Annotated in this window: 14 protein-coding genes; 10 read left to right on the forward strand and 4 right to left on the reverse strand. The window is 65.9% G+C overall.

What is annotated here, in order from left to right; genetic code table 11:
- Positions 1 to 184 precede the first annotated feature (184 nt).
- Genes IB255_RS12505 through IB255_RS12515 form a run of 3 tightly spaced genes read left to right on the forward strand, consistent with a single transcriptional unit; the run spans position 185 to position 2,514 of the window.
- Entirely contained in the window at positions 185 to 1,423 is a 1,239-nt protein-coding gene (locus IB255_RS12505; RefSeq protein ID WP_081518739.1) for a metal-dependent hydrolase family protein, read from the forward strand.
- Positions 1,424 to 1,460: 37 nt separating this feature from the next.
- Positions 1,461 to 2,045 carry a MarC family protein gene (locus IB255_RS12510; RefSeq protein ID WP_081518740.1) on the forward strand — a complete coding sequence of 195 codons (585 nt, stop codon included), beginning with the start codon at positions 1,461 to 1,463 and terminating at the stop codon, positions 2,043 to 2,045.
- 34 nt (positions 2,046 to 2,079) lie between these two features.
- Positions 2,080 to 2,514 (forward strand): MarR family winged helix-turn-helix transcriptional regulator, encoded by a 435-nt coding sequence (locus IB255_RS12515; protein WP_081518741.1) that lies wholly within the window; start codon positions 2,080 to 2,082, stop codon positions 2,512 to 2,514.
- A gap of 67 nt (positions 2,515 to 2,581) precedes the next feature.
- Here IB255_RS12515 and IB255_RS12520 read toward each other — a convergent pair whose 3' ends face one another.
- The gene (locus IB255_RS12520; RefSeq protein WP_081518742.1) at positions 2,582 to 3,307 is read right to left on the reverse strand and encodes a hypothetical protein; all 726 of its coding nucleotides are present in this window, start codon (positions 3,305 to 3,307) and stop codon (positions 2,582 to 2,584) included.
- 78 nt (positions 3,308 to 3,385) lie between these two features.
- Positions 3,386 to 3,571 carry a hypothetical protein gene (locus tag IB255_RS12525; RefSeq protein WP_081518743.1) on the reverse strand — a complete coding sequence of 62 codons (186 nt, stop codon included), beginning with the start codon at positions 3,569 to 3,571 and terminating at the stop codon, positions 3,386 to 3,388.
- 176 nt (positions 3,572 to 3,747) lie between these two features.
- On the opposite strand from IB255_RS12525, the gene IB255_RS12530 reads away from it, so the two are divergent.
- Positions 3,748 to 4,182: a CBS domain-containing protein gene (locus IB255_RS12530; protein WP_081518744.1), complete on the forward strand. Its 435-nt coding sequence runs from the start codon at positions 3,748 to 3,750 to the stop codon at positions 4,180 to 4,182.
- A 16-nt stretch (positions 4,183 to 4,198) separates the two neighbouring features.
- Here the strand turns inward: IB255_RS12530 and IB255_RS12535 are convergent, their stop codons facing one another.
- Entirely contained in the window at positions 4,199 to 4,936 is a 738-nt protein-coding gene (locus IB255_RS12535) for a metallophosphoesterase (RefSeq protein WP_081518745.1), read from the reverse strand.
- 365 nt (positions 4,937 to 5,301) lie between these two features.
- Between IB255_RS12535 and IB255_RS12540 the strand changes: the two genes are divergently transcribed.
- Entirely contained in the window at positions 5,302 to 7,518 is a 2,217-nt protein-coding gene (locus IB255_RS12540) for a TonB-dependent receptor (RefSeq protein ID WP_081518746.1), read from the forward strand.
- Positions 7,519 to 7,532: 14 nt separating this feature from the next.
- The gene (locus IB255_RS12545) at positions 7,533 to 8,609 is read left to right on the forward strand and encodes an ABC transporter substrate-binding protein (protein ID WP_081518747.1); all 1,077 of its coding nucleotides are present in this window, start codon (positions 7,533 to 7,535) and stop codon (positions 8,607 to 8,609) included.
- Positions 8,610 to 9,004: 395 nt separating this feature from the next.
- Here IB255_RS12545 and IB255_RS12550 read toward each other — a convergent pair whose 3' ends face one another.
- The gene (locus IB255_RS12550; RefSeq protein ID WP_081518748.1) at positions 9,005 to 9,736 is read right to left on the reverse strand and encodes a class II aldolase/adducin family protein; all 732 of its coding nucleotides are present in this window, start codon (positions 9,734 to 9,736) and stop codon (positions 9,005 to 9,007) included.
- Between the two features lie 339 nt (positions 9,737 to 10,075).
- On the opposite strand from IB255_RS12550, the gene IB255_RS12555 reads away from it, so the two are divergent.
- From IB255_RS12555 to IB255_RS12570, 4 genes are all read left to right on the forward strand, one after another.
- Positions 10,076 to 11,230, forward strand: a complete 1,155-nt coding sequence (locus IB255_RS12555; RefSeq protein ID WP_081518749.1) for an LLM class flavin-dependent oxidoreductase — start codon at positions 10,076 to 10,078, stop codon at positions 11,228 to 11,230.
- A gap of 17 nt (positions 11,231 to 11,247) precedes the next feature.
- Positions 11,248 to 12,303, forward strand: a complete 1,056-nt coding sequence (locus tag IB255_RS12560) for an ABC transporter substrate-binding protein (protein ID WP_192210429.1) — start codon at positions 11,248 to 11,250, stop codon at positions 12,301 to 12,303.
- 85 nt (positions 12,304 to 12,388) lie between these two features.
- Positions 12,389 to 13,444 (forward strand): ABC transporter substrate-binding protein, encoded by a 1,056-nt coding sequence (locus tag IB255_RS12565; RefSeq protein ID WP_081518751.1) that lies wholly within the window; start codon positions 12,389 to 12,391, stop codon positions 13,442 to 13,444.
- Positions 13,431 to 14,642 carry an MFS transporter gene (locus tag IB255_RS12570; RefSeq protein WP_192210430.1) on the forward strand — a complete coding sequence of 404 codons (1,212 nt, stop codon included), beginning with the start codon at positions 13,431 to 13,433 and terminating at the stop codon, positions 14,640 to 14,642. The genes IB255_RS12565 and IB255_RS12570 overlap by 14 nt, the downstream gene beginning before the upstream one ends.

Raw genomic sequence — 14,642 nt, forward strand, 5'->3', positions numbered from 1 at the left:
GCGCGGCGCTCGTCTGTTCCGGCAGACCTCCGCAGCTTCCATAGCCTCTCTCGGATCAATGAGTTAGCCGGCAAGCCCGGCACCTTGAGATCATTCTCATGGCTATTTAGAACGCATTGCTTTCAATTTTCCTCGAGCGTAGGTTTTCAAGCCGTAGTACTGGAGAACTCACGAAGAGGTAGTCATGAACATTCTTCTGAAGAACGCCCAGGTATTCGACGGCAAGCACCCAAGCCTGCGCAAAAGCGACATTCTCGTCGGCGGGTCAAAGATCCTTTCCCTCCATGAAGCCCACCAACCCGCCCCTCAGGACACCCTCACCATCGACCTGAAGGGCAAGTTCCTGATGCCCGGACTGATCGACGCCCATGTCCATATCACCGCCAGCCAGGTGGACCTGAACCAGGAGACCGAATTACCTGGCTACATCTATGCACGCAGCTTCAGCTTCCTCGCCAGCATGCTCGATCGCGGCTTCACCTCCGTGCGCGACGCCGGGGGCGCCGACGCGGGCATCAAGCGCGCCATCGAAGACCAGGTGATTCGCGGGCCGCGCCTGTTCATGAGTTGTCGGGCCCTGAGCCAGACCGGCGGGCACGGCGACTTCCGCCATCCGTCCAGCCCGATGATCACCTGTGCCTGCAGCCTGCGTACTGGTTCCACCATCTCGGTCATCGCCGACGGCCTCAGTGCCGTGCGCAAGGCCGTGCGCGAGCAGTTCCGCATGGGCGCCTCGCAGATCAAGGTCATGGCTGGCGGCGGCATCGCCTCACCGAATGATCGGATCGAGAACCTGCAGTATTCCGAAGCCGAACTATCGGTGATCGTCGACGAGGCCGAGCGCTACAACAGCTACGTCATGGCCCATGCCTACTCACCGGCCGCCATCATCCGCTGCGTGCGCTGCGGGGTCCGCTCCATCGAACACGGCAATCTGCTCAATGCCGAGGCTGCCCAGGTCATGCACGAGCACGACGCGTTTCTGGTGCCGACGCTGTCGATCTACAACGCTTTCATCCTGAACGCTGGCAACCCGGCGGCGGGCATCCCCGACTCGGTGCTGATCAAGCTGAAAGACGTGCAGAGCCAGGCGCTGGAGTCCGTGCGCGTGGCTCGTCGCTACGGCGTGAAGATCGGCCTGGGCACCGACCTGCTGGGCGAGTTCCACAACTGCCAGACCGATGAATTCAAACTCCGGGCCCAGGTCGATACCCCCTTCGACGTCCTGCAATCGGCGACGCGGGTGAACGCCGAACTGCTCAATCTGCAGGACCAGCTCGGCGTGGTCGCACCGGGCGCCCTGGCGGACCTGATCGTACTGGACCAGGACCCGCTGCAGGATCTCTCCGTCTTCGATGCCGCGGGCACTCATGTGCAGATGGTCATCAAGAACGGCGAAATCCTGAAGAACCAGTTGCACTGACCGGCAGCTCAATCCGCCTCGATAGCGAGCCCCCGCCATGTTTCGTAACTACCTGGTGAGCCTGAGTGGCATTGCCATCATCATCAATCCGTTGACGATGTTTTCCATCTTCACGTCCTACACGCAGGGCATGCCCGCTGACGATATAAGCCGTACCGGAAAGAAAACCACGCTGGCAGTCGCCATTACACTGCTGATCTGCATCTGGTTCGGTATGGAGCTGTTTCGTCTGCTCGGGATCACCCTCGCCTCACTGCAGGTTGCGGGCGGGCTATCGCTATTGATCTCCTGCCTGCAGGGGCTCAACGATCCATCGGACAGCGCACGGCGCCCGAGCAGCAATATCGCCGTCGTGCCGCTGTGCATTCCCGTCATCGCCGGGCCGGCCGCCATCTCGGTGGTCATCAGGCTCACCAGCGAGACCGCCAGCCCTATCTCGGTCAGCCTGGCTGCCTTGACCGTCACAGCGGTGCTGGGTAGCTTGTTTCACTTCAGCGTCCCGGTATCGAAGTGGCTGGGTGAACAGGCCATGAGCGCGATCAAGCAGATTTCCTACCTGGTTCTTGCCTGCATCGGCGCAACGCTCTTCATCACCGGAGTGCAAACCATGATCGGCAGATAGCGGCGCCAAGAGAGTCTGCATCAAGAGAACCTGCATGAAGGAAAGAGAACTCACTCAACTCACCGAGTTACTGAGAACCAACCATGCACTCTGGCAGAAGTATCTTGAGCCGATCATCAACAGCGTCGGCATCACCTTCGTTGATCGCCTCATTCTCGATAATCTTCGCGAAGATGGGTTCGCCACCAAGAACGACCTGGCGAACCAGCTGGGCATGCCCCACCAGAACCTGACGCGATCACTGGCGCGCCTGGAGCAGAGCGGCCTCATCGTCATCCAGAAGAGGACCGGCCCGGACCTGCGGCAGATCTACCTGTCACTGACGCGGCAGGGCAAGCTGATCAACGACAAGATCAACGGCGACATCAACCTCGCCTGGCAGCAGGTTTGCCGCAACATTCCCGAGCAGGAACTGCTGAGCTTCATGTCGATTCTCTACCGGATGAACAGCAACCTGCTCGACCTCTGACGCCTGGGCGGCCCCGTCTGGCATAGGCCCGCCCTCGAGCGGGTCTTTCGCTATCCGACCGGGCGCTTCAGTGCCCCATGATCCGCCGGTACTCGTCGCGGTATTCCTCGTACGGCAGGTTGCGCCGTTGCAGCTCCATCAGCTGCTGCTCCTGGCTCAGTGGGCGGGAGACGTGGGCGACGGTTTCCGCCGCGGTAGGCGAGACCGGCGGTGGCACCGCCTCGGGCGGCTGCGCTGGCGTGGTGGCAGGCAGTGGCGCCGGCAGGCTGCGGGACGGTCGCGCAACCAGCAGGGCGCTGGTGATCTCGTCGACTATCTGTTCGGACACCGCACTGACTTCGGAGGAGCCCATCGAGGTGAACAGGTCGCCGTCGGCTTCGCTTTCATAGCGGCGCGAAGCGAGCAGCTGGCCGGTCAGGCCGTCGTGGTAGCGCACGGTGGAGGTGATCCACTCCTCGTCGCCACTGCCGGGACGGTTGTTGGCGTTGTGGCCGGCGCCGACCTCGATCACCACCAGGGTGGACAGGGTATCGGTGGCCCTCGGTTCGCCGTCCTGCTCGGTGAGCTGGTAATCGGCCGATCCCGCCTCGTCGCGCAGCGCTTCGCGCCAGCTGGCCTTCAGCGCGCCCCAGCGCGGGTTGGCCGCCACGGTGGCGTCGGGCTGGAAGTTCACCACCATCACGTGGCGGGTGTCGCGGTAGAGGGAAATGGGCGCGGTGCGGTCATCCCGGCGGACGTCCGAGGAACATCCACAGAGCAGGGAAACGGCCAGGGCGAGCGTGACGTTGCGCATGGTGCATTCTCTATTATTGTCTGGCCAGCATTCTGCCAGCCAATCATGACGCCCGGATATCGTCCGAAGGTCAGCCCACTACCAATCCTCTTCATCGTCGAGGCCCGGCTGGTATTCCTCCACTTCCTCGTCATCCTCCTCATGATCGCCGGGCGGGTCCTCGAAGAACGCCGCATCCTCCTCCAGCAGGCCGTCGAGGTCGTCGTCGAGGTCCAGCAGGTGGTCGTGTTCGGGCTCGTGGAGGTCGAGGTCTTCGTCAGTCATGGCCGGTCTTTCGTGGGGGGAAACAGGGAAGGGAATCACAGTATAAGTCGCCCCGCGGGAGGATGACGCTCCCGTGACGGCGGACGGCGCTTTCCGGCCTTGCCGGATCGCGATTCGTCCACGATTCTCTATGGACCACGGGCATCGCGCCGTGCGACGACGAACAGGGGGTAGGAATGAAGACTGTGGCTCAGCTGTTGAACGCCAAGGCGGACCAGCAGGTTTACACCATCGCCCCGGATGCGCTGGTGATCGATGCACTGCGCCTGATGGCGGAGAAGAACCTCGGCGGCCTGCCGGTGGTGGAAGCCAACCAACTGGTCGGCTTCTTCAGTGAGCGCGACTACGCCCGGCGCCTGGCGCTCAAGGGGCGCAACTCGGAAGACACGCCGATCAGCGCGGTGATGACCGCACCGGTAATCACCGTGGACACCCACCTGAACGTCGACAAGTGCATGGGCATCATGACCGAGCGCCACCTGCGCCACCTGCCGGTGGTGGAGAACGGCGAGCTGCTGGGGCTGCTGTCCATCGGCGACCTGGTGAAGGCCGCCATCGCCGAACAGGCCGAGCTGATCCAGCAACTGGAACAGTACATCCGCGGCGAGTGATCGCCCCGGCGGTCGCTCAGCGCGCGGCCGCCGTTTCCACCTTGCCGCTGTGCATGTCGACGAGGCTCAGGCAGCCGTCTGAGTAGCCGCTGCCCGTGTCGATGTAGTGGGTGTTGCCCAGTGGGCGTACGGCGTTCTGCGCGGTGTGGCCGACGTACAGGCGCTCCAGCCCGGCAATGACCGTGGCGTCTTCCTTCTCGATCCGCGTGCGTGCCCACATCGCGAGGCCGACGGCGTTGCGCCGGGCGGTTTCACCCAGCTCGCCGGCCAGCGCGGCGACGCCGCTGTCCCAGTCGGGGAAGGCCGGTGAGACCGGCGCCTCGGCATGCACGATGCCGACGCGACGACCTTCCCCCAGTTCGACTTCGATCACCAGCGGCAATTGCTGCAGGCGCCGGGCAATGCGCTCGCGGGTCACCGGCGTGAGCTTGTAGAGCCAGGTGCCGCCATTGCGGAAGTGCAGGTCGCGGTCATCGCCGGCCAGGACCACGTCGATCACCAGTTGCTCGTGATTGCCGCGCACCGAGGCGAACCAGGGCTTGGCCAGCCAGTCGAGCACCTGCGGCGAATATGGCCCGCGATCCACCAGGTCGCCGGCGGCGAACAGGCGGTCGGCGGCCGGATCGAATCCGACCTCGTCGAGCAGGCGCTGCAGCAGTTCGAAATGGCCGTGCACATCCCCCACCACGAAATCGCGGCCACGCAGATTGCGCGGGAAGCGTTGCAGGGGCTGCTCCGGCAAGAGCGTATTCATTACCAACTCCAGGGCTTTCAAGCGACCAGCTTACCAGCTGCACATTGCGTTCCAGCGGCACTGCGACGAAAGCCGCGCCGCTCTGTCCGGCGACTGCTGCCTTGCTGCTGCCCAGGCAGCGACAGCCCAGCATGGACTGCTTCTGCAGCAGCACAGCGTGCGCAGGCTTCCCTGAAAATCCTTTGATATCAGCAACTTAAAATTGACCCGGAAAGCGGTACGGATGTTGCGATGGCCCCGGCAAGCCTTCCGGCCTTCATCACGCGTGAGCCAGCACAAGAGCAACGCAACAACCGCTTCATGCCTTGCGGCGACGACCGAGCACCAAAGAGCCAGCCGTCCTTTCGCCGCCCCCTGGGGACACCATGTTCAAACGCAGCACCCTTTCCCTTGCCATCCTGGCGAGCCTGGCCAGCGTCGTCGCCCATGCCGCCGACAGCGAGTCGCCGAAAACCGAAGAAACCAGCGCCGCACCGACCCTCGGCAAGGTGGTGGTCACCGCGCAGAAGCGCGAGGAGTCGGTACAGGAAGTGCCGGCACCGATCACCGTGCTCAGCGGCGAGAAGATCCGCGACGCCTCCCTGCAATCGGCCAGCGAGGTCACCCGCTACACCCCCAACGCCTCCGCCGGTACCACCGACGGGCACGGTCGCCCGCGCTGGTGGATTCGCGGCCTGGGCACCGGCGACCAGGGCGCCAACACGGTCAGCCCGATCGGCATCTACGTCGACGACGTGTACATCGCCAACATCAGCGCCACCGGCTTCCCGTTGTTCGACCAGGAGCGTGTGGAAGTGCTGCGCGGGCCGCAGGGCACCCTGTGGGGCAAGAACACCACGGGCGGCGCGATCAACTTCATCTCGCGCAAGCCGACCTTCAGCCCCGAGGGCTACTTCAAGGTCGACCTGGGCAACTACGCCAACCGCATCGTCGAAGGCGCGGTGAGCGACGCGCTGGTGGATGACAAGCTGGCCGGCCGCCTGTCCTTCCACCACCAGGGCCGCGACGGCTATACCGAGAACGAGAACGACGGCAACGACCAGGGCGCGCTGGAAGACGACGCCGTACGCCTGCAACTGGCCGCGCGGGTGAACGACAACCTCGACGCCAACCTCAACGTCCACGCCCGCCATTACCACGACACCGCCAGCTACAACACCGTGAGCTACGGCACCCGCCCGGACGGCACCAACCAGTTCGGCTATTCCATCGACCCGAAACTGGGCAAGGCCAACTTCAACGCCAAGTACCAGGCCGAGATCGACCAGGCCGGCAGTAACCTCAACCTGGTCTGGCAACTGGGCGACCTCGAACTGACCTCCATTACCGCCTTCGAGCACTTCACCCGCGACGGCTGGACCGACAGCGACAACACCCCGCTGGAACTGCAGCGCAGCTACAGCTATGCCGACAGCCAGCAGTGGTCGCAGGAGCTGCGCCTGGCCTCGCCGCGCAGCGACCGGCTGAACTGGGTACTGGGCTTCCACTACTTCAACGAAGACCTGGAATCGAAGAACGCCAACGCGGCGCTGCCCAACGCCTATATCCCCAGCTACTACAACAACGTCAGCTACGACCAGAAGACCGAGAGCTACGCCATCTTCGGCAGCACCACCTACAACTTCACCGACGACTTCAGCGTCACCGCCGGCCTGCGCTGGACCCGCGAGACCAAGGACATCGACCTCGCGCGCCTGGTCAACCGGGGCGCCGCCAGCTTCGGCGACGGCCACTGGTGGCAGCCGGGCAACGTCGACTCGCCGCTGATCGTCAACGCCACCCAGGACGAGAGCAACACCTGGAGCGACTACAGCTGGGACCTGACGCCCGAGTACCGGATTTCCGATAACGCCCGTGCCTACTTCCGCTACGCTCGCGGCTTCCGCTCCGGCGGCTACAACGCCGGCGTCACCAGCCAGGCCACGGTGGCCAAGGTCGATCCGGAATACCTCACTTCCTACGAGCTGGGCCTGAAGTCGGAATGGTTCGACGGCCGCCTGAACGCCAACGCCAGCGTCTTCTACTACGACTACGAGGACATCCAGCTCAACATCGTCACCGCAGTGAACAACCAGACCGTCTCGCGCCTGGCCAACGGCGCCCAGGGAGAGGCCTACGGCGCCGAGTTCGAACTCGAAGCCATCCCCGTGCAGAACCTGCACCTGAACCTAGGCCTGGGCCTGCTGCACACCGAGTTCACCGACTACACCTCGGGCAACGACGACTATTCCGGCAACCACTTCGTCCGCGCGCCCAGCGTCTCGGCGGTGATCGGCGCCGACTACCGCATCCCGCTCAACGTCGGCGGCGCAGTGGTGCTGGGCACCGACTGGAACACCCGCAGCCGCCAGTACTTCTTCACCAACGACCAGAGCGCCAACATGCGCACCGGCGGCTACACCCTGGGCAACGCGCGGGTGACCTACGAGCTGCCGGGCGAGACCACGCGCATCACCGCCTATGTGAACAACCTCACCGACAAGGAATACCGCAACCACACCCTGCCCACGGGCTACCAGACCGCCGCCGTCATGTACGGCGACCCGCGCACCTTCGGCGTCTCGGTCACCACCGACTTCTGAGCGAGGTAATCCCCATGAACCTTCTGCATCGCGCGCTGCGCCGGCTGCTGCCGGCCGCCGCCGTGCTGCTCGCAGGCCACGCCCTGGCCGCCGAGCAGCCAACCACCCTGCGCATCGCCACGGTGGCCTACGCCAATGCCGGGCAAATCACCTTCAACGGCCCGTCCTACGTGATCGACCGCGACAAATGGCTGGAACAGCAACTGGCCCAGCGCGGCATCAAGCTGGAGTGGGTGCCCGCCGCCACCGGCTCGGTGGGCACCTTCGTCAACGAGGAGTTCGCCAACAGGCGCATCGACTTCGCCTTCTACGGCGACCTGCCGTCGATCATCGCCAACGCCTCGGGCGTGCAGACCCAGCTGATCGTCCCCGGCGGCATCGGCAACAACGTCTACCTGGTGGTGCCGCCAGGCTCCACGGCGAAATCCATCGGCGACCTCAAGGGCAAGCGCATCGCCCTGCACCGCGGTCGGCCGTGGGAGTTGTCGTTCGCCAAGCTGCTGGACGCCAACCACCTGGGCTTCGACGACTTCCGCATCTTCAACCTCAACCCGCAGGCTGGCGCCGCCGCGCTGAGTGCCGGGCGGGTGGATGCCTTCTTCACCCTGAGCGATGCCTTCCTGCTGGAAGACAAACAGGTCGGCCGCATCATCTGGTCGAGCAAGGAGGCCCCGGCGGACTGGAAGATGCGCGCCGAGGTCTGGGGCGCGAAGGACTTCGTGAAAGACCATCCCGACCTCACCCAGCTGGTGGTGGACGCCTACCTGAAAGCCGCGTGGTGGGTCTCCCAGGACGCCAACCAGGCCGAGTACCAGCAAGCCCAGACCCGCTCCGGCGTGCCGCTGAGCGTGCTGCAGCGCGAGGTCTCCGGCGAGCCCTGGTCAGCGCACTTCTCCCCGCTCTACGACGACGCCCTGCGTCAGCACTACACCGACGGCATTGCCTACAGCCTGAAGGCGAAGCTGATCCGCAACGAGGTGAAGGTGGAAGACCTGCTGGAGCCGAAGTTCGTCGAGCAGGGCTTGAAGAACCTGCAGCTGGATAGCTTCTGGCAGCGCAGCGCCGGCCCTTCTGTCGCCGCCAAGCCTTGATCTGAGCGCAGGAGCGGACTCTGTCCGCGATAGCTTGCCGGCGGCTGGGAGCGGGCCTGTTGCACATCGCGGACCGAGTCCGCTCCTACGCCATCAAAGTGCTACGGAGCGACCTGTAGGAACGGGCCATGCCCGCGACCCGCCGGCAGGGCCGGCGCTCAACCAACATGCACATGCCATCGGCGCATACCTGCCATCCCGCCTTCCGCCGCTTGGGATTTCGCGGGCATGGCCCGCTCCTACAGGGGCATCTGCCATCGCTATTGCTCGCGAACAAACCCCGCTGCGGGGGCGGCTCGCGAGCAAGGACTGGGCGTCCCCTCGGTCCTACGAAAAGCGCAGTCCGCGCCCACAAAAAAGCCCTCGCAAGAGGGCTTTTTCATGCCGGGCAGAAATCAGGCCGCCGCGCCCAGCAGCTTCTGGCCCTGTTCCCAGAGGCCGGTCATCTTCCACTGCTGTTCCAGCACGCCGGGGCCGAATTCCTGGGAGCCACCGAGGCTTTCGGCGAGGCCCTGGAAGTAGGCGCCTTCCTCCAGCAGCAGGATCAGCTTGGACGCCTTGATCAGGTCGTCGCCCCAGAAGGTCGCGCCGCCGTTGGCTTCGAGGATGGCCGGGGTGTGCGGGTTCTCCGCGAGCCTGTCGAGGATGAACAGCGGTTCGGGCTGGCGGCGGTCGATGTAGATCGGCAGCTCGCGGGCCAGGGTCACGCGCTGGGAGGCGGCATAACGGATCGGCAGCACGCGGTGCGCACTGGCCCAGCCGCCGAGGTAGGCGGTATGCACATGGATCACCACGTTCACTTCCGGGCGCGCCTGGAAGATTGCCGCGTAGCGCTTGCCGTTGCCGCCTGCACCACGGCCGCTGAGCGGGGTCGCGCCGGGGATGCTTTCGTCGAGGATCACTTCGCCGTCGTAGGTAGCCACCACCGCGCGGATTTCCTGGTCATCAGCCCAGGGGTTCGGCGCGTGGACGGCGATCACCTTGTCGCTGTCAGGCACGCGCACGTAGGCCTGGTAGGTGTTGGTGGCGGTGAGGGTGCGGCTCTCCTTGAGCACGCGGAAGGCCTTGGCGAAGTCGCGGCGGACCTGTTCGAGCTGGCTGGCGAGTTGCGGGTCGAGGGTGGACATGAAGTGCCTCCTGGCAGTCGGGGATGGATGAACCGCGTGGCGGTGTTCCACTAACTGAGCAGGACTTGTGCCACTAAAAAATATCAATACAAATCAATTAGTTGAATGAACAGAAAGCCAACAAACGGGCACCAACCCTGGCGAAACGGGCGAAATTGCTGCCCGCCCAGCATCCCCTGCTGACCCACTGCTGCTGTACAGACAAACGCCCTGCTGCCACAGCAGCACGCCCGCCTGAAAGCCCCGCCTCGCCTGGCCTGCAGGCTTTGGGCACAGCCCTTGCTCAAGACCCTGTACGAGCAGCACGACGCTGCCCCCGCCAAGCAAAGGAGCATGGTCATGAGCACCGAATTCTTCTGGCGACTGCCGCTGGGCAGCGACGGTCCCTATCTCGCCTCGGACAAGAACAACCGCGGCAGCCACATCGAGCGCCCCGGCAACATCGCCCCGGGTCGCCTGCCCAACGGCGAGCCGGACGGCTTCACCTACATCGACTACATCGCCCAGGTGGCCAAGGCCGCCGAGATCGCCGGCTTCGAGGGCGCGCTGCTGCCCACCGGGCCGGAGCCGTGGATCGCCGCTGCCGCCCTGGCCCGCGAGACCCGCCGGATCAAGTTCCTGATCGCCTTCCAGGCCGCCTGGACCCTGCCGGCCTACGCGGCGCAGCAGGCGGCAATCCTCCAGCACCTGTCCCGCGACCGCCTGGAGTGGAACATCATCACCGGCGGCAACCCCGCCAGCCAGCGCGCCAACGGCGACTTCCTCGACCACGACAAGCGCTACCAGCGCACCGGCGAGTTCCTCGACATCATCGACGGCCTGTGGAAGAACGAGCAGTTCTCCTACCAGGGCGACATCTACCAGCTGGAGAACGGCTCGCTGCCGATCGCGCTGCGCAACGTGCGCAAGCCCGGCGTGTATTTCTCCGGCTTCTCGGACCCGGCGCTGGACGTTGCGGCGAAGCACGCCGACGTCTACCTCAACTGGGCCGAACCCATCGACAAGCTCAAGCCGCATCTGGAGCGGGTGCGCGAGCTGGCCGACAAGCAGGGCCGCGAGATCCGCTTCGGCATCCGCATCGACCTGTTCGCCCGCGAGACCGAAGAGGCCGCCTGGAGCGAACTGCGCCGCCAGTACGAGCGCATCGATGCGCGCACCAGCGCCTTCATCAAGAACTTCGCCACCGGCTCGGACTCCGTCGGCGCCGCGCGGCAAACCGCCTACCACCAGAACGTCGAACGCTTCGACGACCTGATCCTCGGCCCCAACCTCTGGGCCGGCTTCGGCAAGGCCAAGCCGGGGCCGACCATCGGCCTGGTGGGCAGCCACGAGAACGTCGCCGAACGCCTCGCCGAATACCGCGACGCCGGCTTCTCCACCTTCATCCTCGCCGGCAACCCGCACCTGGAAGAAGCCCTGCGCATCGGCCAGGAAGTCCTGCCGCTGGTGCAGGGCAAACGCGCCGACGTCCACGCACTCAAGGCCCGCGCCTGAGCCACAAGGAGCTGAACATGTCCCGTCCCCTCGATACCCTCTGGTACACCCGCTGCCCGGTGCCCACCGGCCTCGGCATCGCCGTGCAGAAAGGCTGGCTGGAAGAATCCCTCGCCGAGCAGGGCACGCAGATCAAGTCGCTGCGCGAGTCCGCCGACCAGGCGGTGCGCGAGTCGCACTTCGATCACACCCTGCAGAACTCGGTACGCCACGGCGGCAACATCCCGGCCATCTGGGCCCGCGCCAGCGGCCGCGAAACCCGCGTGATCGGCCTGTCCTGGGCCGACGAGGCGCAGCTGATCCTGACCACCGCCGAGAGCGGCATCCGCACCGTGCGCGACCTCAAGGGCCGGCGCTTCGGCCTGCCGGACTGGAGCGGTGCGCAGATCGACTTCACCCGCGCCCAGGCCATTCGCGGCCTGGAAAACGCCCTGCGCCTGGAAGGCCTGGAAGTGCGCGACCTGGAGCTGGTGGACTTCGGCCTGAAGGGCACCTTCAGCGACGAAGCGCCGGGCAACATCGTCGGCATCACCGGCCACGGCGGCAGCCGTCGGCGCAGCCAGAACCCGGAACTGGTCGGGCTGTTACGGGGCGAGGTCGATGCGATCTTCCTCAAGGGCGCCCACGCCGTACAGCTGGCGCAGCAGTTCGGCCTGCACACGGTGATCGACACCGGCGCCCACCCGGAGCCGCTGATCCGCGCCAACAACGGCACGCCGCGCACCCTGAGCGTCGACCTCAACCTGCTGGAGCAACACCCCGACGCCGCCACCGCGATCCTCGCCTCGGTACTGCGTGCCGAGGACTGGGCGCACCAGCATCCGGACGACACCCGCCGCTACCTGGCGCGGGAAACCAACAGCAGCGAGTTCTGGGTCGCCACCGCCTACGGCGAGGATGCCCACCTGCGCCTGCGCACCAACCTCGACGAAGGCTCGATCCTCGCCCTGCAGGACTTCACCGACTTCCTGCAGCGCTGGAACTTCATCCCGGCGCGCTTCGACGTGCGCGAATGGATCGACCCGCGCCCGCTGGAAGCCCTGCGCAGTCGCCTTGCACAAAAGACCGGCTGAGCAACGTCACGAGGGCGATTCCCTCTGTTTCCCGACCCGGCCCCCGCGCGACGACGCGGGGGCTTTCATCCCCCGACGGACACCCATGAGCACACCGCTGGAAACCCTCTGGTACACCCACAGCCCCGTTCCCACGGGCCTCGGCATCGCCGTCGAATCCGGGCGCCTGGCCCAGGCCTTCCGCCCGTTCGGCACGCGCATCCAGTCGCTGCGCGAGTCGTCCGAACGCGAGGTGCGCGAGGCGCACTTCGACCATCACCTGCCCTACTCCGTGCGCCACGGCGGCAACATCCCGGCCATCTGGGCCCGCGCCAGCGGCGCGCGCACGCGGGTGGTCGGGCTGTCGTGGAGCGACGAGGTGCAGCTCATCGTCAGCGCCCCGGACAGCGGCGTGCGCAGCATCCGCGACCTGCGCCACCGGCGCTTCGGCCTGCCGAAGTGGGCCAACGTGCAGATCGACTTCACTCGCGCCCAGTCACTGCGTGGCCTGGAAAACGCCCTGCGCCTGGAGGGCCTGGAGGTTCGCGACGTCGAGCTGGTGGACTACCCCTACGGCGGCACCTTCAGCGACGACCCGGTGCGCCACGTGTTCGGCGCCCAGGTGGCGCTCAAGGGCAACCGCGTGGTGCAGCGCAACAACGAGCTGATCGGCCTGCTGCGCGGCGACATCGACGCCATCTTCCTCAAGGGCGCCCACGGTCTGCAGCTGGCCCACGAGTTCGGCCTGCACGTGGTCATGGACGTCGGCTCGCACCCCGAGCCGCTGGTGCGCTCGAACATCGGCACGCCGCGCACCCTGACCGTCGACCAGCAACTGCTGGACGAACACTTCGATGCCGCCGTGCTGGTGCTCGACACCGTGCTGCGCGCCGAGCAATGGGCCTGGGCGCACCCCGAAGAAACCCGTCGCTTCCTCGCCCGCGAGCTGAACACCAGCGAGTTCTGGGTCGCCAGCGCCTATGGCGAAGACGCCCACCTGCGCCTGCAGACCAACCTGGCAGAGCGCTCGGTCAATGCCCTGCGCGACCTCACCGCCTTCCTGCAGCGCTGGGCATTCATCGGTAAAGACTTCAGCGTCGACGACTGGATCGACCCACGCCCGCTGGAAGCCCTGCTGGGGAAGATCGATGTCGCCATCTAGCCCGGCGCGGCCCGCCGCCTTCCTGCTCAACTTCATGCTGCTGGCGGCGTTCAGCGGCGCCACCATCGGCATGGCGAAGATCGTCACCACGCTGTACGCCATCAGCATCGGCGCCAATGCCATGCAGATCGGCATCATCTCGGCCATGGAAGCGCTCGGCATGGTGATCCTCACCCTGCCCGCCGGCTTCGTCATCGCCCGCTTCGGCGCGCGCCGCGTGTACTTTCTCGCCAGCCTCGGGCCGATGCTGCTGAACCTGGCCATCCCACTGTTCGGCGGGTGGCTGTGGCTGGCCTGTGCGCGGCTGCTGATCGGCCTGTGCATCCCCTTCCGCATCGTCGCCATGAACAGCGCCTTCCTGCGCCAGCTCAAGCGCATCGGCAACGACAAGGCCGGCTGGTACCGCGGCTCGCTGACTTTGGGGATGGGCCTGCTCGGCCCGCTGCTGGGCAACTGGCTGAGCGGCGCGGCGAGCTTCACCTGGGGCTTTGCCGCCATCGGCCTGTGCTTCGGCCTGATGGCTTTCTACAGCCTGGGTTTCTGGGAAGGCGAGGCACCCGCCGAGGACCTGCCCGTGGCCGCCGCCACCGGCGGGCTGCTGCAACAGGTCAGCGCCATGCTGGCCAATGTCGAGATCGCCGAGAGCTGCCTGATTGAGCTGCTCAGCGCCGCCACCAGCGCGCTGTTCGGCACCTTCATCCTGCTGCTGGCGATGGACGTCGCCGGCCTGTCGCAAAGCCAGGCGGTGAGCCTGGTGATGATCCAGGGCCTGGCCTCGGTGCTCGGGCTGTTCGGCTTCGGCTACCTGATCGAACGCAGCGGCCGGCGTCTGGCCTACGTCGGCAGCCTCAGCGCAGCGCTGGCCGCACTGTTGCTGCTCGGCGTCGCCCGCGATTACTGGCTGCTCGCGCTGGGCGGCGTGCTGCTCAGCGCTGCGGCGGCACTCATCCACCTGGTGAACATGGCCCAGCTGGGCGAGCACGCCATGGACAAGAGCAAGATTTCCGGCCTGTTCAACCTCGCGTCCATGTCCGGCAGTTTTTCCGGCGCGCTGCTGGGCGGGGCGATCAGCCACTTCGTCGGGCTGGGCAACCTGTTCCTCTGCTGGATTCCCCTGGTACTGCTGGCCGCGCTGTTCTGCTGGCAACGCAAGCAGCGCCGCCAGAGCGCCGGGCCATTGCTCGGGCAGGAGGGCTGA

The organism is Pseudomonas sp. PDM22 (assembly GCF_014851965.1).
Taxonomy (GTDB): Bacteria; Pseudomonadota; Gammaproteobacteria; order Pseudomonadales; family Pseudomonadaceae; genus Pseudomonas.

What these genes read in the sequence shown, in the direction of transcription:
- IB255_RS12510 (WP_081518740.1), top strand. Translation starts at nt 1,461, where the DNA reads ATGTTTCGTAACTACCTGGTGAGCCTGAGTGGCATTGCCATCATCATC.
- IB255_RS12565 (WP_081518751.1), top strand. Translation starts at nt 12,389, where the DNA reads ATGAGCACACCGCTGGAAACCCTCTGGTACACCCACAGCCCCGTTCCC.
- IB255_RS12540 (WP_081518746.1), top strand. Translation starts at nt 5,302, where the DNA reads ATGTTCAAACGCAGCACCCTTTCCCTTGCCATCCTGGCGAGCCTGGCC.
- IB255_RS12545 (WP_081518747.1), top strand. Translation starts at nt 7,533, where the DNA reads ATGAACCTTCTGCATCGCGCGCTGCGCCGGCTGCTGCCGGCCGCCGCC.
- IB255_RS12525 (WP_081518743.1), bottom strand. Translation starts at nt 3,571, where the DNA reads ATGACTGACGAAGACCTCGACCTCCACGAGCCCGAACACGACCACCTG.
- IB255_RS12555 (WP_081518749.1), top strand. Translation starts at nt 10,076, where the DNA reads ATGAGCACCGAATTCTTCTGGCGACTGCCGCTGGGCAGCGACGGTCCC.
- IB255_RS12530 (WP_081518744.1), top strand. Translation starts at nt 3,748, where the DNA reads ATGAAGACTGTGGCTCAGCTGTTGAACGCCAAGGCGGACCAGCAGGTT.
- IB255_RS12560 (WP_192210429.1), top strand. Translation starts at nt 11,248, where the DNA reads ATGTCCCGTCCCCTCGATACCCTCTGGTACACCCGCTGCCCGGTGCCC.
- IB255_RS12520 (WP_081518742.1), bottom strand. Translation starts at nt 3,307, where the DNA reads ATGCGCAACGTCACGCTCGCCCTGGCCGTTTCCCTGCTCTGTGGATGT.
- IB255_RS12515 (WP_081518741.1), top strand. Translation starts at nt 2,080, where the DNA reads ATGAAGGAAAGAGAACTCACTCAACTCACCGAGTTACTGAGAACCAAC.
- IB255_RS12570 (WP_192210430.1), top strand. Translation starts at nt 13,431, where the DNA reads ATGTCGCCATCTAGCCCGGCGCGGCCCGCCGCCTTCCTGCTCAACTTC.
- IB255_RS12535 (WP_081518745.1), bottom strand. Translation starts at nt 4,936, where the DNA reads ATGAATACGCTCTTGCCGGAGCAGCCCCTGCAACGCTTCCCGCGCAAT.
- IB255_RS12505 (WP_081518739.1), top strand. Translation starts at nt 185, where the DNA reads ATGAACATTCTTCTGAAGAACGCCCAGGTATTCGACGGCAAGCACCCA.
- IB255_RS12550 (WP_081518748.1), bottom strand. Translation starts at nt 9,736, where the DNA reads ATGTCCACCCTCGACCCGCAACTCGCCAGCCAGCTCGAACAGGTCCGC.